The sequence below is a fragment of the Pseudomonas sp. GW101-3H06 genome (genome assembly GCF_059424605.1).
Map to the genome: position 1 here is coordinate 5,060,435 of NZ_JBWKZO010000001.1, position 20,996 is coordinate 5,081,430.

24 protein-coding genes and 1 pseudogene are annotated in these 20,996 nt (G+C 58.7%); 7 read left to right on the plus strand and 18 right to left on the minus strand.

The genetic code is table 11. The annotated features are described in order from the left end of the window. Positions 1–22: 22 nt before the first annotated feature. The 3 genes from AC07ZE_RS23155 to AC07ZE_RS23165 form a co-directional block, all read right to left on the minus strand. Complete coding sequence (locus AC07ZE_RS23155) at positions 23–1,258, minus strand: RNA polymerase sigma factor (RefSeq protein WP_207266771.1); 1,236 nt, start codon at positions 1,256–1,258, stop codon at positions 23–25. 1 nt (position 1,259) lies between these two features. Further along, a complete protein-coding gene (locus AC07ZE_RS23160) occupies positions 1,260–1,604 on the minus strand; it encodes a YciI family protein (RefSeq protein ID WP_095193239.1) in 345 nt (114 codons plus the stop codon). Between the two features lie 79 nt (positions 1,605–1,683). Beyond that, on the minus strand, positions 1,684–2,109 hold the full coding sequence (locus tag AC07ZE_RS23165; protein ID WP_137804002.1) for a YybH family protein: 426 nt from the start codon (positions 2,107–2,109) through the stop codon (positions 1,684–1,686). A 140-nt stretch (positions 2,110–2,249) separates the two neighbouring features. Between AC07ZE_RS23165 and AC07ZE_RS23170 the strand changes: the two genes are divergently transcribed. Continuing rightward, the gene (locus AC07ZE_RS23170) at positions 2,250–2,735 is read left to right on the plus strand and encodes a GNAT family N-acetyltransferase (RefSeq protein WP_207266772.1); all 486 of its coding nucleotides are present in this window, start codon (positions 2,250–2,252) and stop codon (positions 2,733–2,735) included. Between the two features lie 63 nt (positions 2,736–2,798). Here the strand turns inward: AC07ZE_RS23170 and AC07ZE_RS23175 are convergent, their stop codons facing one another. From AC07ZE_RS23175 to AC07ZE_RS23185, 3 genes are all read right to left on the minus strand, one after another. Beyond that, on the minus strand, positions 2,799–3,287 hold the full coding sequence (locus AC07ZE_RS23175; RefSeq protein ID WP_207266773.1) for a GNAT family N-acetyltransferase: 489 nt from the start codon (positions 3,285–3,287) through the stop codon (positions 2,799–2,801). A 98-nt stretch (positions 3,288–3,385) separates the two neighbouring features. After that, positions 3,386–3,871, minus strand: a complete 486-nt coding sequence (locus AC07ZE_RS23180; protein ID WP_207266774.1) for a GyrI-like domain-containing protein — start codon at positions 3,869–3,871, stop codon at positions 3,386–3,388. 66 nt (positions 3,872–3,937) lie between these two features. Then, positions 3,938–4,600 (minus strand): LysE family translocator, encoded by a 663-nt coding sequence (locus AC07ZE_RS23185; RefSeq protein WP_207266775.1) that lies wholly within the window; start codon positions 4,598–4,600, stop codon positions 3,938–3,940. 139 nt (positions 4,601–4,739) lie between these two features. On the opposite strand from AC07ZE_RS23185, the gene alaC reads away from it, so the two are divergent. Beyond that, on the plus strand, positions 4,740–5,957 hold the full coding sequence (alaC, locus tag AC07ZE_RS23190) for an alanine transaminase (RefSeq protein WP_207266776.1): 1,218 nt from the start codon (positions 4,740–4,742) through the stop codon (positions 5,955–5,957). A gap of 213 nt (positions 5,958–6,170) precedes the next feature. Continuing rightward, positions 6,171–6,983, plus strand: coding sequence for an RHS repeat-associated core domain-containing protein (locus AC07ZE_RS23195; RefSeq protein ID WP_207266777.1), 813 nt, complete (start codon positions 6,171–6,173; stop codon positions 6,981–6,983). Between the two features lie 58 nt (positions 6,984–7,041). Here AC07ZE_RS23195 and AC07ZE_RS23200 read toward each other — a convergent pair whose 3' ends face one another. Beyond that, positions 7,042–8,394, minus strand: coding sequence for a GntP family permease (locus AC07ZE_RS23200; RefSeq protein WP_207266778.1), 1,353 nt, complete (start codon positions 8,392–8,394; stop codon positions 7,042–7,044). An 82-nt stretch (positions 8,395–8,476) separates the two neighbouring features. Continuing rightward, positions 8,477–9,010 (minus strand): gluconokinase, encoded by a 534-nt coding sequence (locus AC07ZE_RS23205; protein ID WP_207266779.1) that lies wholly within the window; start codon positions 9,008–9,010, stop codon positions 8,477–8,479. Between the two features lie 214 nt (positions 9,011–9,224). On the opposite strand from AC07ZE_RS23205, the gene gntR reads away from it, so the two are divergent. From gntR to AC07ZE_RS23220, 3 genes are all read left to right on the plus strand, one after another. Further along, the gene (gntR, locus tag AC07ZE_RS23210; protein WP_095193229.1) at positions 9,225–10,256 is read left to right on the plus strand and encodes an HTH-type transcriptional regulator GntR; all 1,032 of its coding nucleotides are present in this window, start codon (positions 9,225–9,227) and stop codon (positions 10,254–10,256) included. Between the two features lie 119 nt (positions 10,257–10,375). Continuing rightward, entirely contained in the window at positions 10,376–11,014 is a 639-nt protein-coding gene (locus tag AC07ZE_RS23215; RefSeq protein WP_207266780.1) for a glutathione S-transferase family protein, read from the plus strand. Between the two features lie 168 nt (positions 11,015–11,182). Further along, positions 11,183–11,743: a hypothetical protein gene (locus tag AC07ZE_RS23220; RefSeq protein WP_207266781.1), complete on the plus strand. Its 561-nt coding sequence runs from the start codon at positions 11,183–11,185 to the stop codon at positions 11,741–11,743. A 66-nt stretch (positions 11,744–11,809) separates the two neighbouring features. Here AC07ZE_RS23220 and AC07ZE_RS23225 read toward each other — a convergent pair whose 3' ends face one another. The 7 genes and pseudogenes from AC07ZE_RS23225 to AC07ZE_RS23255 all read right to left on the minus strand — a co-directional run bounded on the left by AC07ZE_RS23225 (position 11,810) and on the right by AC07ZE_RS23255 (position 18,046). Then, positions 11,810–12,349 (minus strand): methyl-accepting chemotaxis protein, encoded by a 540-nt coding sequence (locus AC07ZE_RS23225; RefSeq protein WP_404940899.1) that lies wholly within the window; start codon positions 12,347–12,349, stop codon positions 11,810–11,812. Positions 12,350–12,355: 6 nt separating this feature from the next. After that, positions 12,356–13,129, minus strand: a pseudogene (locus AC07ZE_RS23230) (PAS domain-containing protein); the annotation flags it as partial. A 437-nt stretch (positions 13,130–13,566) separates the two neighbouring features. Further along, positions 13,567–14,226 carry a peptidase inhibitor family I36 protein gene (locus tag AC07ZE_RS23235; RefSeq protein WP_207266783.1) on the minus strand — a complete coding sequence of 220 codons (660 nt, stop codon included), beginning with the start codon at positions 14,224–14,226 and terminating at the stop codon, positions 13,567–13,569. Positions 14,227–14,368: 142 nt separating this feature from the next. Further along, positions 14,369–15,382: an ABC transporter substrate-binding protein gene (locus AC07ZE_RS23240; protein WP_207266784.1), complete on the minus strand. Its 1,014-nt coding sequence runs from the start codon at positions 15,380–15,382 to the stop codon at positions 14,369–14,371. Further along, complete coding sequence (locus tag AC07ZE_RS23245; protein ID WP_207266785.1) at positions 15,379–15,927, minus strand: sigma-70 family RNA polymerase sigma factor; 549 nt, start codon at positions 15,925–15,927, stop codon at positions 15,379–15,381. Before AC07ZE_RS23245 ends, AC07ZE_RS23240 begins: the two co-directional genes overlap by 4 nt. A gap of 245 nt (positions 15,928–16,172) precedes the next feature. Next, entirely contained in the window at positions 16,173–16,964 is a 792-nt protein-coding gene (locus tag AC07ZE_RS23250) for a phosphate/phosphite/phosphonate ABC transporter substrate-binding protein (RefSeq protein WP_207266786.1), read from the minus strand. Between the two features lie 140 nt (positions 16,965–17,104). Then, a complete protein-coding gene (locus tag AC07ZE_RS23255; protein WP_207266787.1) occupies positions 17,105–18,046 on the minus strand; it encodes a fatty acid desaturase in 942 nt (313 codons plus the stop codon). A 381-nt stretch (positions 18,047–18,427) separates the two neighbouring features. Here AC07ZE_RS23255 and AC07ZE_RS23260 point away from each other — a divergent pair, with 381 nt between their 5' ends. Next, complete coding sequence (locus tag AC07ZE_RS23260) at positions 18,428–18,859, plus strand: GNAT family N-acetyltransferase (protein ID WP_207266788.1); 432 nt, start codon at positions 18,428–18,430, stop codon at positions 18,857–18,859. A 122-nt stretch (positions 18,860–18,981) separates the two neighbouring features. Here the strand turns inward: AC07ZE_RS23260 and def are convergent, their stop codons facing one another. The 3 genes from def to AC07ZE_RS23275 all read right to left on the minus strand — a co-directional run bounded on the left by def (position 18,982) and on the right by AC07ZE_RS23275 (position 20,852). Continuing rightward, a complete protein-coding gene (gene def / locus AC07ZE_RS23265; RefSeq protein ID WP_207266789.1) occupies positions 18,982–19,521 on the minus strand; it encodes a peptide deformylase in 540 nt (179 codons plus the stop codon). A gap of 2 nt (positions 19,522–19,523) precedes the next feature. Continuing rightward, positions 19,524–20,483 (minus strand): YihY/virulence factor BrkB family protein, encoded by a 960-nt coding sequence (locus tag AC07ZE_RS23270; protein WP_207266790.1) that lies wholly within the window; start codon positions 20,481–20,483, stop codon positions 19,524–19,526. A gap of 177 nt (positions 20,484–20,660) precedes the next feature. Beyond that, positions 20,661–20,852, minus strand: coding sequence for a CsbD family protein (locus tag AC07ZE_RS23275; RefSeq protein ID WP_095193217.1), 192 nt, complete (start codon positions 20,850–20,852; stop codon positions 20,661–20,663). Positions 20,853–20,996 lie beyond the last annotated feature (144 nt).

Sequence of the window (20,996 nt, forward strand, 5' to 3'; positions counted from 1 at the left end):
GCGAAGGGGCCGGTGGCATCCATCACCCCAACGCCTTGAGTCGCCCCTCGATAAACCGCCGCTCCGGCTCTTGCCGGGTCAACGCCAAGGCCCGCTCATACGCTTGCCGCGCCTGCTCCACCCGTCCCAACTGCCGACAAAACTCCGCCCGCGCCGAGTGCGCCAGGTGGTAGTCCAGCAGGTCACCGCGATCCAGAATCGCTTCGACCAGCGCCAGCCCCGCCAACGGACCATCGCGCTTGGACAACGCCGCCGCGCGGTTCAATTCGATGACCGGCGATGGAACGGCCCGCAGCAGCACGTCATACAGCCCGACAATCTGTTCCCAATCGGTTTCATCCACCGACGGCGCTTCGGCATGCACCGCCGCTATCGCCGCTTGCAGGCAATACGGGCCGAAGCGTCGGCTACTCAGCGCACGCTCCACCAGCGCGCAGCCTTCGGCAATCATCTCGCTGTCCCACAAGCCTCGATCCTGCTCATCCAGCAAAATCAACTCACCGCTCGCGGAAGTTCTGGCCACCCGTCGCGACTCGTGCAACAGCATCAGCGCCAGCAGGCCCATGACTTCCGGCTCCGGTAGCAACTCCATCAACAAGCGGCCGAGGCGAATCGCTTCGCGGGTCAAGTCCTCGCGGGTCACTTGCGCGCCGATGGACGCCGAGTAGCCTTCGTTGAACACCAGGTAAATCACCCGCAGCACGCTGTCGAGGCGTTCGGGCAACTCCGTCAGGGATGGCACTTGATAGGGGATTTTCGCATCGCGGATTTTCGCCTTGGCGCGCACGATGCGCTGGGCGATGGTGGCAGGCGCCGAGAGAAAGGCCCGGGCAATTTCTTCGGTGGTCAGGTCGCAGACTTCCCGCAGGGTCAACGGCACCTGGGCGTCCGCTGCCAAGGCCGGGTGACAACAGGTGAAGATCAGGCGCAAGCGATCGTCTTCCACGTCTTCGTCACTCCAGTCGGCCTGCTCCAGCGCCTCCAGTTGCGCGATCAATAACGGTCGTGAGGCGGCGAAGCGGGCGCGCCGGCGCAACACATCGATCGCCTTGAAGCGCCCGGTGGACACCAGCCAGGTGCGTGGATTATCCGGCACACCGTCTTGCTGCCAGCGCTCGACCGCGACAAAAAACGCCTCGTGCAAGGCCTCTTCGGCGAGGTCGAAATCGCCGAGCAGGCGAATCAGCGTCGCCAGAATGCGGCGCGACTCCTGGCGATAAATCTGCTCGACCCGCACCTGCACCGAAAGACCCGGCATCTCAAGGATTCAACTGGCGAACGGGGCGCACTTCGACACAGCCGACCCGGGCCGCCGGAATGTCCCCGGCGACCTGGATTGCTTCGTTAAGATCCCTGGCATCGATCAAGTAGAAACCGGCCAATTGTTCCTTGGTCTCGGCGAACGGGCCGTCGGTGATCGACAGCTTGCCGTTGCGCATGCGCACGGTGGTGGCGGTCTGCACCGACTCCAGCGCCTCGGCGGCGACCATCCGGCCACTGCCCTGGATCGTCTCGGCGTACGCCATGCATTCCGCGTCCTGCGGGCTTTCGGGCAGCGAATGCAACAGGTTTTCATCGCTGTAGACCAGACATAGGTATTTCATGGCGCTCTCCTGATCGAACGGATCAACTATGGTCGCAGAGGGGCACTCTGGCGCGGCTTGCCGATCAACAGCCCGGCGATCAAGGCTGCAGATCGAACAGGGTCGCGCCGCTGGTCATGTCGAATGGCGCCGACCAGTGTTCGTGAACGATCTGCCACAACCCGGCCTCCTGCCGATAGCACGCAGTGACGCGCATCCAGCAGGCCTGGGTTTCACCCTTCTCGTTGGTACCGCCGCAATGGGCCAGCCAGTGGGCAAATGCGATCTCCTGGGACGGCTCGATGGTCACTTCATGGAATTCGAACGTGTGTGGGCCGGGGCACATTTCCATGCAGGCCTGCCAATGGGCGCGATAGGCAGGTTTGCCCTTGAATTGCAGGGCTTTGACAGCGTCGAAGGAGACAATGTCATCGGCATACAGGGCCATGACTTTGTCCACGTCCTTGGCGATGACGGCCTGGCGATAGTTCTCGATCAGGTTCTGGATCTGGGTTTGTGAGTTCATGGTGGTTCTCCGTGGTTTTTATTGGAAGACACCCTTAGTCGTCTGGCGATCCGGCGAATCGACAGGTGAAATAAAAATAATCCAAACGGCCAGACTCGCTAGAATCCGAGACTCATTTTTGATGGAAAAAGGACACTCCAATGACAGCCCGACTTGTGCCTTATGAAAGCCTGAATGCGCTGCAGCGCCAGCAGGTCGAGGCCATTGAAATTCACCCGGATCAAATCAAGTTCTCCGGGGATATCCACGGTGCATTACACACCTTGCTGTCCCGCCCAGGCCCCGGCGTCAAAGGTTTTACCCTACTGGCCGATGACAGTCCCGTGGCCTTCCTGCTGCTCAAGCGCCCGCCCCTGTTGCCGGCATGGGCCGATGAGCATAGCGCGACATTGCATGCCTTGCAGGTCGACCAGCGCGTTCAGGGCAGGGGCTATGGCAAAGCCTGTCTGCAAGCGCTGCCCGAAGTGGCGCGCCAGGCGTGGCCGGAGATCAGGGGGCTGGAGTTATCGGTGGATGCGGACAATGCCGCGGCCATCGCCCTGTATGAAAAGTATGGATATGTCGACAGTGGCGAGGCGTACAAGGGGCGGATCGGCTATGAACGGCGGATGGGGCTGAAATTCTGAGGCTGACCACAGTCCAATGTGGAAGCGAGCAAGCCCGCTACCACAGGGGGATCTGTGTTCGGGTTAGAGGTTCAACACCATCTCATGCCACGCCATACCGCCATGGTCCGATGCCGAAGGTTTGACGTAGGCAAAGCCAAACCCGGCATATAGCGGGATATGCCGCTCCTTGCACATCAGGTTGATGCTGGCCTTGTCCAGCGCACGCATGCGCTCGATGAATTCGCCCATCAGGCGCTTTGCCAAGCCCTGCCCCTGATAGTCCGGATGCACCACCACCGACATGATCACCACATGCGGGCCGGCCGGGTCGTGACCGATCAGTTCCTTGAATGCTTCGTCTGACATTTCCACCTGGAACGCCGCGCCGGAATTGATGAAACCGGCGACCACGCCATCCACTTCGGCAACGATGAAGCCCTCGGGCCACGTGGCGATGCGGGTGGCGATTTTTTCGCGGGTTGCGGCTTCGTCACCTTCATAGGCAACGGTTTCGATGGCGTAGCAGCGGTCCAGATCAGCAGGCGTGACGTGGCGGATGACGGTGTTCATGGCGGGTCGCAATCAGATGGAAAGGCCGGGGATCATAAATCAGCGTTGGCATGACATCGAGAGACGAATCGTTCGACCCGCCTCCCGACACAGAGAGATCACGACTTGATAGGCAACCAGATTTCCAGTTTCCCGGTACCCCGACTCGGGTTGAAGTCCTCGCTGTAACGCTCGTACTCCGGAGCATCAGCCGCCTGATGGCCGGATTGGGGCAGCCAGGTTTTCCAGATGTACTGGAAGGTCTGCGGCAAGCTGTCCAATTTGCCCCGGTGCTCGAACACGGCATATTGCTGAGGCTGCACTTCAACCCAACGGTAGGTTTCAGGCAGGTCGTCCAGTTTGCTGATCTCGACGCCAGCGATGTACTCGAAACCGCCCTCTCCATCCGGATTGCAACAAATGCCGTAAGTGACTTCGCCTTTTTGCCCCGGAATATTGCCGAGATGCGGAATGAATTTTTCCCAGAGTGCAGGAATGTCCCGGGTGGTTTGCTGGGTAAATCGACCGCCTAGCCCTGCGATCAGCAGGAAATGTCCGTGTTCGAAGCGCGGCTCCGCCGGTTCGACGCGTGTTTGCTCATCCATGGCTCGACTCCTGGAGCGAAAAGTGGGTTCGGCTGGGAGTATAGAAGCCAAACCCGATTCGCCCAATTACAGGGCGTGCAACTGCTCGACGGCAACGCTGCCAACAAACTCGTTGTAACCCGATAGAATCACGTATACCGCGAAATAGCAGAAGATCGCCGCCGATGCCATATAGGAATAGCGCAGCAGTTTGTCGCCGAGCAACTTGCCGCCATGGCTCGCCGCGAAGCACAGGCCCACGCACCAGAGAATGCCTGCGCAGAGAAACCCGCCAAGAAACAGCGCCGAGCTGATGGCCCCGCCGCCACCGGAACGGGCGATCAGCGTGCCGCCCACCGCAGCGAACCAGAGGATCGCACTGGGGGACGACATGGCGAGGAAAATCCCGCGCAAGAACTCCTTGCGATGGGAGTTGTGGCCGACCTCGGCGGTCTCGGCCAGCAGCGCCTCGTGGTGAATCGCCGAATAAATCATCTTCGCCGCGAAGTACACCAGCAGCGCCGAACCGCCGATCCACAACACCCAGCGCACGGTTTCGTATTGCAGCAGGACGGTCATGCCGGCCAATGCCAGCACGGCGTAGATCAGGTCGCCGACACAGGTGCCCAGGCCCAGCGCAAAGCCTTGAAAATAGCCGCGCTGCATCGCCAGCGTAATCATCGCGATGTTGGCCACGCCTATGTCCAGGCACAGCGAAAGGCTCAGCAGGAAGCCACTGGTAAATTCCATCAACCCAATTCCTTCGGAAAAAATTGTTTACGCGCAGGCTGGACAGTCTGCCACAGCTCACCGTACATTCCGCCACAGGTCACCACAGTGACCAGCGTCGCTCGGACGGTTCCGGGCGCTTACGTTATCCGAGGCAACAATGGCCGAACAAGGTTCGCCGCGCCGCTTTGCGCGCATCGATCGACTCCCCCCTTACGTTTTCAACATCACTGCCGAGCTGAAGATGGCTGCCCGTCGTCGTGGCGAAGACATCATCGACTTGAGCATGGGCAACCCCGACGGCGCCACCCCGCCGCACATCGTCGAAAAACTGGTGACCGTCGCCCAGCGCGAAGACACCCACGGCTACTCGACGTCCAAGGGCATTCCGCGTCTGCGCCGGGCGATTTCCAACTGGTACAAGGAACGCTACGAGGTCGACATCGACCCGGAAAGCGAAGCCATTGTCACCATCGGTTCCAAGGAGGGCCTGGCGCACTTGATGCTGGCTACCCTCGATCAAGGCGATACCGTGCTGGTGCCCAACCCAAGCTACCCGATTCACATCTACGGTGCCGTGATTGCCGGCGCCCAGGTGCGTTCGGTGCCGCTGGTGCCGGGCGTGGATTTCTTCGCTGAACTGGAACGGGCCATTCGCGGGTCGATTCCAAAACCGAAGATGATGATCCTCGGCTTCCCGTCCAACCCCACCGCGCAGTGCGTGGAACTGGACTTCTTCGAACGGGTGATCGCCCTCGCCAAGCAGTACGACGTGCTGGTGATCCACGACCTGGCCTACGCCGACATCGTCTACGACGGCTGGAAAGCACCGTCGATCATGCAAGTACCGGGCGCCAAGGACATTGCGGTGGAGTTTTTTACCCTGTCCAAGAGCTACAACATGGCGGGCTGGCGCATCGGTTTCATGGTCGGAAACCCGGAACTGGTCAACGCCCTGGCGCGGATAAAGAGTTACCACGACTACGGCACCTTCACCCCACTGCAAGTGGCGGCGATTGCCGCGCTGGAAGGCGATCAGCAATGTGTGCGCGACATCGCCGAGCAATACCGGCAGCGACGCAATGTGCTGGTCAAGGGCCTGCATGAGCTGGGCTGGATGGTCGAAAACCCAAAGGCGTCGATGTACGTCTGGGCCAAGATTCCCGAGGCTTACGCTCATTTGGGCTCACTGGAATTCGCCAAGAAACTGCTGGCCGAAGCCAAGGTGTGCGTCTCGCCGGGCGTGGGCTTCGGTGAATACGGCGACGATCACGTGCGCTTCGCCCTGATCGAAAACCAGGATCGCATTCGCCAGGCCGTACGCGGGATTCGCGGGATGTTCAGGGCGGATGGGCTCGCAACCAAATCCAACGCCTGACACATAACAACTGTGGGAGCGGGCTTGCTCGCGAAAGCGGACTTACATTCAACATTTGCTTTGAATGTTATGACCCCTTCGCGAGCAAGCCCGCTCCCACATTTGCTTTGCTGAGCACTCAACGATACCTGGTAGTTCTGTCAGTTCCCGACGCTGGCACTACGTGAAATGCTGGAAGCCTTTATTGACTCATCGTCAAACAAAGGCACTCCCATGCACACCTCTAAACCTGCCAATCACATGTCCCGCACCTTGTTGTTAGCCGGCGACAGCGAAAACACCGTGCTCGCCGAAATGACCGACAACATTCACCGCCTCGTCTACTCCCCCTATGGTCAGCAGTCCTCGCCACAGGAGGTCATGACGCACCTGGGGTTTAATGGCGAACTGCGTGAGGCGAAGACTGGCTGGTATTTTTTGGGGAAGGGATACCGCGTCTATAACCCGTTATTGATGCGGTTTCATAGCCCGGACAGCATGAGCCCGTTTGAGGAAGGCGGAGTGAATTGGTACGCGTACTGTGGTTGTGAGCCGGTGATGAATGTGGATCCGACAGGACGCACCTTTTGGAGCAAGGTACTCAAGGTCTGGGATTTTTTTAACTTGTCCAATACATCAAGTGGATCGCGATTGAACGCGCTGCCCACCCAACCCAGCTCTGGAATGGGAAAATTTTTTGATGTCTTTGGCGGTGCAGTGGAAAACAGCCAAAAAACCTATCCTAAAGCCATAAACAAAGCGAAGTTAGGGAAGTCGAAATCACAAAAAGGCTTGCCAAAAGGGGTAACGCTTCCTCATCTCACAAGCACTGCTGCCCAGCCAAACGTCCCTACTCCGATTAAAAGCAACAGCGCCCGCACCGGAATTGTTCTCGAGGGCAACTATGGTGTGCGTCCACAGAACGAGTTCAATACAGTCAAAACGAAGGGCGGACTCAAGATCAGTGGCACCGATTCCGGTGTCAAACAGATCCCTTCAACTTCCAGCGGCATCCGACAACCGCAGGAAAAAAAGCATTTCGGTTGACGCCTGAATGCAGGCACAAAAAACCGCGTCGCTGCGGTTTTTTGTGCCCGATACAGATTTAGACGAACAACGACAACAACAGAATAAAGCCCAACCCCACCACCGACAGGATGGTTTCCATCGCCGTCCAGGTCTTGAATGTCTCTGCCACGGTCATGTTGAAGTACTGTTTGACCAGCCAGAAACCGGCGTCGTTAACGTGAGACAGGATCAACGAACCGGCACCGGTGGCCAGCACCAGCAGTTCACGGTTAACCCCTGGAATCATCCCGACAACCGGCACCACGATGCCCGCCCCGGTGATGGTCGCCACGGTCGCCGAACCGGTCGCGATACGGATCACCGCCGCCACCAGCCACGCCAGCAGAATGGGCGAAATCTGCGCCGCCACGGCCATGTTGCCGATGACAGTACCCACGCCGCTGGTCACCAGCATCTGCTTGAAGCCACCACCGGCACCGATGATCAGGATGATCGCGGCCGTCGGCGCCAGGCTCGCGTCCAGCCATTTGAGCATCTGGTTGGAACCGATGCCTTGCTTGTAGCCGAAGGTGTACAGCGACAGCAGCAACGCCAGCAACAGCGCCGAGATCGGGTGACCGATCAGGTCCATGAAGGTACGGAAGAAGTTACCCTCCGGCAGCACCACATCGGCAAAGGTCTTGAGCAGCATCAGGAACACCGGCGACAGCACGGTGATCAGGGTGATGCTGAAGCTTGGCAGATCAGCGGAATCCGATTCGCGGGCCAGTTGGTCCACCAGCTCCTGATTCGGGTGACCGGGGATGTGCTTGGCGATGAAGGTACCGAAGATCGGACCGGCAATGATCGCCGTTGGCAGTGCCACGATCAGGCCGTAGAGAATGGTCTTGCCGATGTCGGCACCGAACACGCCGATGGCCAGCAGCGGACCCGGGTGCGGTGGCACCAGGCCGTGTACGGCGGACAGACCGGCCAGCAACGGGATGCCGATCTTGATGATCGACACACCGGTACGCCGGGCGACGATGAACACCAGCGGAATCAGCAACACGAAGCCGATTTCGAAGAACAGCGGAATGCCCACCAGGAACGCGGCGAACATCATCGCCCACTGCACCTTGTCCTTGCCGAAGGAGCGAATCAGGGTCTGGGCGATTTGGTCCGCCCCACCCGACTCAGCCATCATTTTGCCGAGCATGGTGCCCAGCGCGAGGATGATCCCGACAAACCCGAGTACGCCACCGAAGCCGTCCTGGAATGCCTTGATGATGGTGCCGATCGGCATGCCGGAGGTCAGCCCGAGGAAGGCTGCGGCGATGATCAGGGCAATGAAGGGGTGAAACTTGAACTTGGTGATCAGGACAATAAGCCCGATCACCGTGACCACTGCATCGAGCAGCAGGAACGTCTCGTGGGACATGCCAAACATTAGGGGTGTCTCCTGGTTGTTGTTGTTATTAAAGCGGGTAATGCGAAGGCCATAAGGACAGCGCTATCTCTGTAAGCAAAAATTAACCGGCGCGTTTCAGGCCGTGTTCAAGCCACCAGTGGTGGGCCTGAACAGCCAGCTCATCGACGCTGTGGTTCGAGGCATCGAGGGCCAGGGTCAACGCCTCGCCGACGGGAGATTCAAGGGTGGCGAACTGGCTGTCGATCAGGGTCGACGGCATGAAGTGGCCAGGGCGATGCGATACGCGGTCGGCGGCGACTTCGGGGGTCAGTTCCAGGAACACGAAACCCAGGCCAGGCAAGGCACTGCGCAGGCGTTCGCGGTAAATGTGCTTGAGGGCCGAACAGGTCAGTACCGGGCGCTGGCCCAGGGCGTCGACGCGGCGCAGTTCATCGCACAGGCTGTCAAGCCAGCCGGCACGGTCTTCATCGTTCAGGGGGATACCCGCGCTCATCTTTTCGATATTGGCGGCAGGGTGGAAAGAGTCGCCTTCAATGGCCGTGGCGCCGCTGAGCTGGCACAAGGCCTCGCTGACGCACGTCTTGCCGCAACCGGCAACGCCCATGATGACCAGGGCGGTGATGGGATGATTCATGTAACACCTCAGCGCGCAGACAGCGCTACCTTTGACAGCTATGACACTGGACCAAAAGCAGAAGTTGCCGACGCCTTCTTGTCATTTTTGTGGGTTGCAGCATGTTGTTCCCAACGCCAAAAAGCGAGGATCAGGCGAACCCCCGCTCACGCATTTGCAGCTGCATCGAGACAGCGCTACCTTAGTGCCTTGAATTTTGTTTGGCAAGCCATCGATGACTTCAACCAAGAACGATAAAAATACCCGCACCACTGGCCGCCCTACCCTCAACGAAGTCGCGCGCCTGGCCGGTGTCAGCCCGATCACCGCGTCCCGCGCCTTGCGCGGCGTGAGCACCGTGGCCACCGAACTGGTGGAAAAGGTGCAGAACGCGGCGCTTGAACTCAACTATGTGGTCAACTCCGCGGCCCGCGCCCTGGCCTCGGCCCAGAGCCATTCGGTGGTGGTTTTGGTGCCGTCGCTGTCCAACCTGTTGTTCATCGACACCCTGGAAGCCATTCATCAGGTTCTGCGGCCAAAAGGCTTCGAAGTGCTGATCGGCAACTTCCACTATTCCCGCGACGAAGAAGAAAACCTGCTGCGCAACTACATGGCCTATCAGCCCCGTGGCTTGCTGCTCACCGGTTTCGACCGCACTGAAAGTTCGCGACGGATGATCGAAGCGAGCAACATTCCCTGCGTATACATGATGGAGCTGGACAGCGCCGCCGGCCTCAATTGCGTCGGATTTTCACAACTGGCCGCCGGCGAAACTGCGGCCGGACATTTGCTGTCCCGTGGCCGCAAGCGCCTGGCCTACATCGGCGCACAACTCGATCAGCGTACGCTGCTGCGGGGTGAAGGTTTCCGCCGAGCCTTGCAAAAGGCCGGTCTGTATGACCCCGCGCTGGAAGTGCTGACCCCGCGCCCGTCTTCGGTCGGCCTGGGCGGCGAGTTGTTTTTGCAGATGATCGCCAGTCATCCCGATGTCGATGCGATCTTCTTCGGTAACGACGACCTGGCCCAGGGCGCGCTGCTCGAAGCCATGCGCTGCGGCATCAAGATCCCCGAGCAGGTAGCCATTCTTGGCTTCAACGACCTGCCGGCCTCGGCCCACATGGTCCCGCGTCTGAGCAGCATCAGCACCCCGCGCGAAGCCATCGGCCGCCGCGCGGCAGAGCAGATGCTGACACTGATGGCCGGCAATACCGTGGCCAAGCCGGTACAGGACATGGGGTTTGAGTTGAAGGTGCGCGAAAGTACGTAGGTGCTGCCGCAAAGTGCAATCTTTTGACTTTGCTCCTCAAACGACAGGATCAAAAGATCGCAGCCTGCGGCAGCTCCTACAATTAAAGGCATGTATGCCATTCGCAATGGAGTCGCCCCATGGACCATGCACTGAAGATTCTCGGCAAAGCCTCCTCGATCAACGTTCGCAAAGTTTTGTGGACCTGCGAGGAGCTGGGCCTGTCCTACGAACGCGAGGATTGGGGCAGTGGCTTTGCCTCGACCCACAGCCCGGAATTTCTCAGGTTCAATCCCAACGCCCAGGTGCCGGTGATCATTGATGAGAACGGTCCGCTCTGGGAGTCCAACACCATTTGCCGCTACCTGGCCGGCAAACACCACCATCATCACAACGAACTGCTGCCCACCGAACCGGCCGCCCGCGCGCGGGTGGAGCAGTGGATGGATTGGCAGGCCACTGATCTCAATTCGTCCTGGACCTACGCGTTCATGGCACTGGTGCGCAAGGATCCGGAGTACCAGGACCCGCATCGCCTGGAAGTCGGCGTGCGTGGCTGGAACCAGAAAATGGGCATCCTCGAACATCAACTTTCGACCACCCAGGCGTATGTCGCCGGGGACAAATTCTCCCTGGCCGACATCGTCATCGGTCTGTCCGTCAACCGCTGGCTGATGACCCCCCTCACCCGCCCAGACTTCCCTGCCATTGATGACTATTTCAAGCGCCTGGCGCCACGACCCGGTTTTCTCAAGCATTGCTGCAATGGCTTGCCTTGACCGACGCGGGACTTACAACCGTTGCCGCTCGTCGGCAAACGTTTGCCCTCCTTTCAGCTGAACGCCTGTTAATTAAATGGTAAGTCATTGATTTTTAATAACTTACCTTTGCAGGCACAGTATTTGCTCAAAGCACTGCACCACAACCACCTACAAGGTCAATTCATCATGTTGGTCAGTGCAATAACAAACCACGTCATTCCGCTTTCCAAACGTGCGGGTGAAGATCCGACCGCCGAAGCCGCCGCCGGACTCCAGGGTGCCATGGCCCAGGCCCTGCAAAACAATGTGCAGGCGCAAGCCGCGCAAACCAGCTCCCAGGTTCAGGAATCCGCGACCCAGCAGGCCACGCAACAGGTCAGCGAAGCCACGCGGATCAGCGACAACGTTGATGAGGCATTTGCCAAGACCCGCGTGAACCTGCAAGCAGTCAATGCGCCACTGCCGGATGACGTCAAGGATCGGATCAAAGAGGGCTCGGCCACTTCCGAATTCAAGGACTACATGAGTAAAACCCCGGAACAGCGCATGCGCGATGCGATTCTGGAGGAGATGGGCCTGACTGCGGAAGAAGTTGAACAGATGCCGCCGGAGAAACAGAAAGCCGTGGGTGAAGAAATCGCCCAGCGCATGGAAGACAAGCGAGAAATGGCGGAGGCCGAAAAAGAGCAAAAGGAAGGCGATCAGAACAAGGTTCAGGTCGTGGATAAATTCCTGGCTTCGCTGTGACCTTGTAACCCTAAAGTACAAAGCCCTTGTGGGAGCGAGCCCGCTCCCACAGGTTCTGAGCGACGGTCAGTTCAATTGCAAGGTCGAGTTGAACTGGCTGATCGCATCCACCACATGCCGCGAGCCCTGCTGAATCTCCAGAATCACCTCCCCCGCCTCGTTCGCCAACTCCACTCCGAGCCCGGTTCGACTCAGGCTCGATTGCATACTCGACACCGCACTCACGGATAAATCGTGGTTCTTGCGCACCACATCGACAATCTCCACCGTCGCCTGGCTGGTGCGTGCGGCGAGGCTGCGCACTTCATCGGCCACCACGGCAAACCCGCGCCCATGCTCCCCGGCGCGGGCGGCCTCGATGGCGGCGTTGAGCGCCAGCAGGTTGGTCTGATCGGCGATGCCACGGATGGTCTGCACGATGGTGCCGATGATGTCGGACTGCTTGCTCACCGCATCGATGCTCAGCGCCGCTTCGTTCAAGTCCCTGGAAATGTCCTGGATGATCTGCACCGTTTGCTGCACCACCTCGGAGCCTTTGCGCGCGCAGACGTCGTTTTGCACCGACGTACTGTGGGCCGATTCTGCGGCAGTTTGCAGGGTGGTCATCTGGCTGGTGATATCGCTGGCGAATTTCACCACTTTGTATAGCCGTCCCTTGGCGTCGAACAACGGGTTGTAGGAGGCCTCCAGGAAAACGGTATGACCGTGTTTGTCTTTGCGTTCGAAACGGTGCGAGTGATATTCGCCACGATTGAGTGACGCCCAGAACGCCTTGTAAGCCGACGACTCGGCTTCGGCACGGTGACAGAACAGGCTGTGGTGCTGACCGATGACTTCATTGAGGGAGTAATGCATGGTCTTGAGGAAGTTTTCGTTGGCCGTGATCACCTTGCCGTCCGGGGTGAACTCGATCACCGCCATGGAACGACCGATCGCCGCGAGCATGCTTTGGTTTTCGTGTTCCTTGTTGACCCTGTCGGTGATGTCCGTGGCGACCTTGATCACGCTGCGCACCTGACGATCCGGGCCATACACCGGCATATAGCTGGCTTCGAGCCAGATTTCCCTGCCGCTCTTGTTCAAGCGCAAAAAGGTACCGCTCACCGCTTCGCCACGCGCCAGATCGCGCCACAACCTGACGTACTCCTCACTGCGGTAAAACGCCTCTTCACAAAATATCCGATGATGCTTGCCGCGCACTTCTTCGACGCTGTAGCCCATGGCCCTGCAGAAATGTTCGTTGGCATCCAGCACGATGCCATCGGGCGTGAATTCAATCATCGCCATTGAACTACTGACAGCGGCCAACTTGGCATTGGCCTCGATCAGTGCACAACTGAAGCGTTCGATTTCCAGCAAGTCAGCCTTGTTATGCAGGTTAAACATGGTCGTATCACCCTAAGCGCGGTCTTTTGATAAATGAAAGCAACGGATCTTTCACACTCACCACTACGTTCCTTGGAACAGGTACGCGCGCCCCTCCAAAAGGAAGGACTTGTCAGGTAATTAATTGATGTTGAATCGGAGGGTCCCTGGTGCGACTTCCTCATCAAGACATCCATCTCTTGATAGCCCGGAGCCGGGCAGCCCTAACATGCTCGTTAGCAAACTCCATTTATCGAACCGCTCCCTGTCAACCCGTGACGGTGCCTTGGCTTGCGCACTCTATGGGTCTCAATCCCTGGCATCAGATTGCGACCGACATAGTTAGTTACGCCTCAGCATAGACACGCATCAGGGCCGCGCAAGGCCACTAGTCGGCCACTATCCGGCACAAAATCGGTTCAGCGTCACAAGACACGGACTTGCAGTGGAGGGATTTTTTACTGGGCAAACAGGAAGAACATAGGCCCAAGCGCAATGCTGACCATTCGGTCGTTATGTTCGACCAGTCGATTTTGAGCGTAAATTTCAGTCCAGGCGCCCGTAGGACTGACCTGCTCGGGGATACTGAACGGGCAGCAACCCTTGCCCACCCCGACTTCCTTGAGATTGCTCATCATCACGTTGCCTTTGGCATCAGGGCCATCCACCCCAAACACTTTGACGGTGTGGACCTTGTTGTGATGCTGCCAGGACGAGACCTGCCCGTTCATGCCAAAGTCAGACAGGTTGACGACATGACTTTTCGGCGTGCTGAGCAGCGACAGTTTTGTGCCCGCGTAGTCCGGGTCGCTCCAGACACAAAAGTAACCGTAATCACAGGTGCTATCGGATGAGCCCGCATCCCCGGGCACCGCAAATGTCAGCACGATGGAACCATCGGCATAGACCACTTGAGTGGGACTGACTTGTTTGCCCCCCGCTTTGCGCCGCAGCTGCCGATCCATCTGCCGCTGCACCTCGGCTTTTTGCTCTGCCGTCATGTCGGGCTCAAACAACGTGTAGGGAATGCGCGTGACCGACACATTCCTTGCAGAAAAAAACAGTGCGCCGATGCCGACACACAGTGCCACAACTCCAACGAACCATTTAGTAGTCATGAAAACACTCCACTCCCTGTAAACGTTGAATAAATCAGGCGCATGCAGGGAACAGAGTCGATTGTGTCGCGATTATCTGTCGACTGTCAGAAATAACAGATCCGACGACCGGTGTTATGGCGCCTCAGCCTGGAGCAAACGGTCACAAGCTTGCCGTGACCTTGTTCGCCACATCACCCGGCACCCAGCCCTTCCACACCTGCGGCTGCTCACGCAAAAACGCTTCGGCCACCTCACGGGGCTTCTGCCGTTTTTCGCTCATCTGCCCCAGGGTCTGGTTCAGCAGATCGATCGGCAGATCGACTTTTTCGAAGAACGCCACCAGGTCCGGGTACTGTGCCTTGAACGGCGCGGACACACCGATGGCCAGGCTGGCCGGCATCGAGCGGGTGCCTTTGGGATTCGGGTGGTTGGCGTCGGCCAGGGTTTTCCAGGCTTCTGCGTCGAAGGGCGGCTCGTCGAGTTTCACCAGTTTGAAACGGCCCAGCAGCGGCGTCGGCGACCAGTAGTAGAACAGCACCGGTTTGCCACGACGGATCGACGATGCCACCTCGGCATCCAGCGCCGCGCCGGAGCCGGTGCGGAAGTTGACGAAGCTTTGCGTCAGGTCGTAGGCCTTGAGTTTCTGGCTGTTGACGATCTCCGAGGTCCAGCCGGTAGGGCTGTTGAGGAAGCGCCCACGGCTGGGGTCTTCGGGGTCGCGGAACACGTCCTTGTACCTGGCCAGGTCAGCCACGGATTTCAGCTCCGGCGCCAGCGGTTTGATGCCCCGCTCAGGGTCGCCCTTGATCACATATTCCGGTACCCACCAGCCTTCGGTAGCGCCCTTCACCGTGTCGCCCAGGCCGAATACCTTGCCTTCGGCGGCGGCCTTGACCCACGCCGGACTGCGCCCCGCCCACTCCTCACCGATCACTTGAATGTCGTTTCTGGCCAGTGCCGCTTCGAGGCTGACGGTGCTGCCCGGCAAGGTGTCCGTCGGATAGCCGTAACCTTTCTCGACGATCAGCCGCAGGATCTCGGTGATGAGATTCCCGCTCTCCCAAGTGAGGTCACCGAAGTGGATGGGCGTGGTTTTTTCCGCCGCCGTTGCCTGGTTGGCTATCAGGCTCAGGGCCAGCAGCGAACTGCCGAGCAGGGTTTTGATCGATCTCATGCGGACCTCTTGTTCTGTGGGTGGAGAGTGAGCAATTGATTGGCGCTGTGCCGGGCACACAAGGCCTCGGAGCGGGTCATGTAGGCGCTGACCGAACGCAGGGAAATGCCCAGCTCGGCGGCGATTTGCGGGTAAGTCAGGCCGTCGACCCGCGACAACAGAAAGGTCGCCCTGACCTTGCCGGGCAGACGCGCCAACGTGCGATCTAGGCCATGCAGCGCCTGGGTCAGTTGCGCCAGCTCTTCGGGCGAAGCGGTTGAAGATTGATCAGCCTGCTGCAGTTGATCCAAATGTCGGCGTTCCAGATCGCGTCGTCGCCACAGTTGATAAATCAAGCGGCGGGCAATGGTGGTCAGCAAGGCGCGAGGTTCGCGGATCGACACCGGCTGCGGTGCTTCGAGCAACTGCACGAAGGTTTCGGCGGCGATGTCTTCGGCACTGGCAGCGGTTCCCAGGTATTGGCGCAAGCGCGCGCAAAGCCAGGGGTAATGGGCGCGGAACAATCCGCCCACGTCGTTGCAATGGGAAAGGTCGGTGCCGGACATAGAGGCTCCAAAGGTTAGGGGTCGCTGAATGTCCGGTCGTCCGGTGACGCGATCCTAGCAAGGAGCCTTATTCTTTAATAATATTTAAAATTCATTTTTATATTCTTTTTTGAAATATAAATTTGTAGAGTCTGGTCGATTGCTATCGCGGGCAAGCCACGCTTCCACAGGTGATGTGTCGATCAATAATTATGTGATTGACACATCACCTGTGGGAGCGTGGCTTGCCCGCGAATGGTCTTCAGTCAACGAAGGCCTCCGAACCCCAAGGACTCGGCCTCCTGTTGATAGTCGAGAATGATCTGATAGTCGCTTTCACTGGCCGGCAATACCTCCCGCAAACCAAGGACCTCCGACACATCCGGCAGCTCGCTTAAGCTCTGATTCATCACCCCCCGAATCTCTTCAGCCTGCTCCTCACTCACACTCGCCGCAGTGATATACGGCAAGGTCGGACTGATAGCACTGCGAGCTACCACCCGCAAACCGACAACCTCTTCTGCGGCGTACCGAGCCAGATAGGCGTAGGTCACGCTGTCGATGGCCGCCAGATCAGCCGAATCTTCGCGCAACCAGCGCAAACTGTCGCGATGGCTGCCGCTGATACCAACCCGCTCAAAAAACTGCCCGTCCCGCTGCAACGGTGCCAGTCGATGACGCAGCAGGTTCATGCCGCTGTTGGAGTCTTCGCCGTTGATCACGCCACGACAGCCAAGAAAGTCCGGCAAGGTTCGCCGTGGATTGTCCGCGCGACTCAGCAGCAGGCTGCAATGGTTGCCGCCGCTGCTGTCCGGCAGTTCATAGCGAGGTCGGCCGAGCACCCGGACCTGGCCGCGCAACGCCGTCATCAGCGGATAGCCGCAGGTTTGGGTCAGAAATAAGTGCGGCGACAGCCAGAGGTCCATCAACGGCAGGTCCTCGGCGTTGCGGCGGGTAGCACCCAGTCGCTCGAGGATACGCGCCAACCAGCGCTCGTTGGCCTGGCGGATCGGATCGGGGGCGACGTACATGAGTAATTCGGCGAGGTGCTGAGTCATCAGAAAAATTCCATACAACGAAGATCAAATGTGGGAGCGGGCTTGCTCGCGAAGGCGGTGTGTCAGGCAACCTGGATGACGACTGACACGCCGCTTTCGCGAGCAAGCCCGCTCCCACAGGGTTCAGTGGTGGGCAGACATCAGTGAAACGGATGCCGCGGACTGTCAATCGCCCTCACCCCATTCTCCCGCCACAACTGCCCATACCCCCGCACCAGGAACCCGCCACTGCGGGCCAGCCATTGCTCGCGACGCGTGCGATAGGCCCGGGGCAAGTCGTACCAGGGCAACCCCGGCAAATCGTGATGCACCAGGTGCAGGTTGAGGTTAAGGAACAGCCAGCGCCAGGGCCACGCTGCCTCGTTGAGCACGGTGCGTTGCTCAGGTAGCGCATGCGGGCGGTGTTCATAGTAGGAACGGATCATTGCGATCGACAGCGCCGGCACACTGACCAGCAACAGGTAGTGCCACACCGGCAATGCGCTGTAGCGTGCGATGAACAACAGCATCAGCAGGGTCAACGCGCCATGGCTGAGCCACATCAACCAGGCCTGGCGCTCACCGGTCTTGAGTCGTTGCAATTCTTGCCCGGCCAACCCCAACAAGGCCAGCGGCGCACCGAGGGCGAAGCGGCCGAGCGCGGTTTTGTTCAGCCAGTGCAGGCCCTGCTCGAACAGCGAACTGCGCTGCCAGCGCTCGGCACTCAGGTAACGGCTTTCCGGATCGCGTCCGGGGATGGTCAGGTCTTCGTCGCGGTGATGCAGCAGGTGGCTGTCGCGATACAGGGTGTAGGGATACCACACGGCGAACGGTGCATAACCCAGGACTTTGTTCAACGCCGGCCAGCGCGTCGGATGACCGTGCAACAGTTCGTGCTGCACCGACAACCAGAGCACCACCATGGGAATCAGCAACAACGTGCTCCACCACAGACCCAACGAATGGCTGTTCAGAACGATGGCGAACCAGGCGCTGTACACACCGGTCAACAGCAACCAGGTCGGCCACTCGGTACGGGCGGTCAGGCGTTGGCGCAGGGTTTCGATTTCTTCTCGGTGGGCGGTATCGAAGTAATGGGGCATGGCGTTGCTCGGATCGGGGACCAATCCCCTTCTGTGCAACGACGCCGGAATTTCTTGCAGATTATTTATGTAGGAGCTGCCGCAGGCTGCGATCTTTTCATGATTGCAGCAAAGCAAGATCAAAAGATCGCAGCCTGCGACAGCTCCTACAGAGGTGCATCATCAGGCTCAATGCCCAAACACGTTCAGTTTTTTGGCCTTCTTGTCGGCACGTTTTTCAATGGCGGTTTTCGCCGGTTTTTTCTTCAGCTCTTTTTTTGATTCCATACCTTTAGACATGATGCGTACTCCACTCACGAGGGGGTGAGAACAGGTATACACCTATCCTGACGCGCGCGTTCTTTTATAATCGCGCACTTGCCCCTCCAACAGTTTAGTCCCATGCACAGCACCCATTACGCCCGACTCGATGAGCCGCTATGGCCATTGATGAACAAGTTCTATCGCGCCCACCAATCGTCGATGAAAGCGGTTCGCGACGCACGGCTGTGGGTCGCACGGCGTGACGCGATCATCGCGGCGCTTTGCTTGCGTCCGGTATCCGGCGGGCATTGGCTGACGGGTTTGTTTGTCGATCCGGCCTGCCGTGACCAGGGTGTCGCCGGCGCATTGATTGCTGAAGCGGTGAAGGATCTCGAGCTGCCGGTGTGGTTGTTCTGCCATCCCGACTTGCGCGGGTTTTATGAGCGCCGCGGCTTTACCTTCGATCCGGCGATGCCCTACGCCATGGTCGAGCGTTTGAGCCGTTACGCCCGCAGCAAACCGATGATTGCGATGGGCCTGGAACCCAAAGCCAACCCAGTGATTGACTGAAAACTACACAGAACCTGTGGGAGCGGGCTTGCTCGCCAAAGCGGCTGCACATTCAACATCTATGTTGACTGACACACCGCTTTGGCGAGCAAGCCCGCTCCCACATTAGTCCAATGGTGAACTCAATCATCCGCATTCGGATCAAGATCCGGGAACATCACTTCGGTGAACCCGAACTTGCTGAAGTCGGTGATGCGTGAGGGGTACAGGCGGCCGATCAGGTGATCGCATTCATGTTGCACCACCCGCGCATGGAACCCGGAGGCGATGCGCACAATGGGCTCGCCCTTGGGATCGAAACCTTCGTAGCGGATGTGTTGATAGCGATCCACCGCGCCACGCAACCCCGGTACCGACAGGCACCCTTCGAACCCTTCTTCCATGATCGGGCTCAGCGGCGTGATCAGCGGGTTGATGAGGATCGTCTGCGGCACGGCTTCGGCGTCCGGGTATCGTTCGCTGTGCTCGAACCCGAAGATCACCAGCTGCAGGTCAACGCCGATCTGCGGCGCGGCCAGGCCAACCCCGCCGACGCTTTCCATGGTCTGGAACATGTCGTCGATCAGTTGCCACAGCTCGGGGCTGTCGAACATGTCGGCCGGCACTGGAGGGGCAATGCGCAGCAGGCGTTCATCACCCATTTTCAGAATTTCACGGATCATGGTCAGGTTTCGTCAATGGTCGGTTTGGGTTTTGAATGATCGCGGCCCAGTCCCGACACGTGGTGTTTTTCCTCATGAACGGGACCGTGCTCGCCGGGAACCTTCTCGCCAGGGTCCTTGCCTTCGCGCGACATGTGCTCGATCACCGCGTTCATCTCGGCACCCAGCAGCAGCACCGCGGCGGAAATATAGAAGTACAGCAACAGCACGATGATCGCACCGATACTGCCATACATGGCGTTGTAGTTGGCGAATTCCTTGACGTACAAGCCGAAGCCCAGGGACGCGATGATCCATACCACCACTGACAGCACAGAACCTGGGGTAATAAAGCGAAACTCTTGTTTGACGTCGGGCATGACGTAATAGATCAGTGCCACGGCAACCATCAGCAGGATCACGATCGCCGGCCAGCGCACAATGTTCCACAGCGTGACAATGAAGTATTCAAGACCGACCTGCGATGCGATCCAGCTCATCACTTGCGGCCCGAGCACCATCAGCGCGGCGGCAATCAGCAGCATGCCGGCGATGCCGACGGTGTAGATAATCGACAGCGGAAAACGCTTCCATGCCGGCCGGCCTTCGACCACATCGTAGGCTGCATTCATCGCGCTCATCATCAAGCGTACACCGGCCGACGCGGTCCACAAGGCAATCACAATACCCACCGACAGCAGGCCACCCTTGGATTGCTGGAGCTGATCGATGACCGGGTTCACCTGCTCCAGCGCCTGGGGCGGCAATACCAGTTCCGATTGCAGGCGCAACCAGGAAAAGAAGTCCGGCAGATGCAGGAAACCGATCAGGGCAATCAGGAACAGAATGAAGGGAAACAGCGAAAACAGCATTTGATAGGCCAGCGCCGAGGCATAGGTCGACATCTCGTCGTCGACGAACTCGGTGACCGTGCGCATCATCACACGGTGCAGGGGCAGGCCTCTCATGTCCGGGAAAATCATTCGCGTCTCCATTCGCCGCATACAGGATTGGGTTGAGATCGTGGCGACTCAGGGGCCGTTTTCATTCATCAAAGTAGCCTACCTGGCGACTTTGAAACAATTTCGTCGTTCAAGTTCAGGCTGACACAAAAACGGCCATCCGTGGATGGCCGTTTCTGTCGCTCATCAAAGGCCGTATCACGCTTTGTCGACACCTTTTTTGATCGCGTCCTTGGCTTTACCGATTGCCTGCTGGGCCTCGCCTTTCCTTTCCTGAGCCTTGCCTTCAGCTTGCAGATTCGGGTTGTTAGTGGCCTTGCCAACGCCTTGTTTGACGTTGCCGGCCGCTTCGTTGGCCATGCCTTTTACTTTATCGCCAGTGCTGCCCATGGTGTTTCTCCTGAGAACAAATCAATGAGAGAAGTCGTTACACAAGGTTGACCGAGGGCGTTTGCAGGGAGTTTCATTTATTTTCCCGACGACATTTCATCGTTCAATGCAGGTTGGGCTTTATGTTTGCCCGGCAACCCCCGA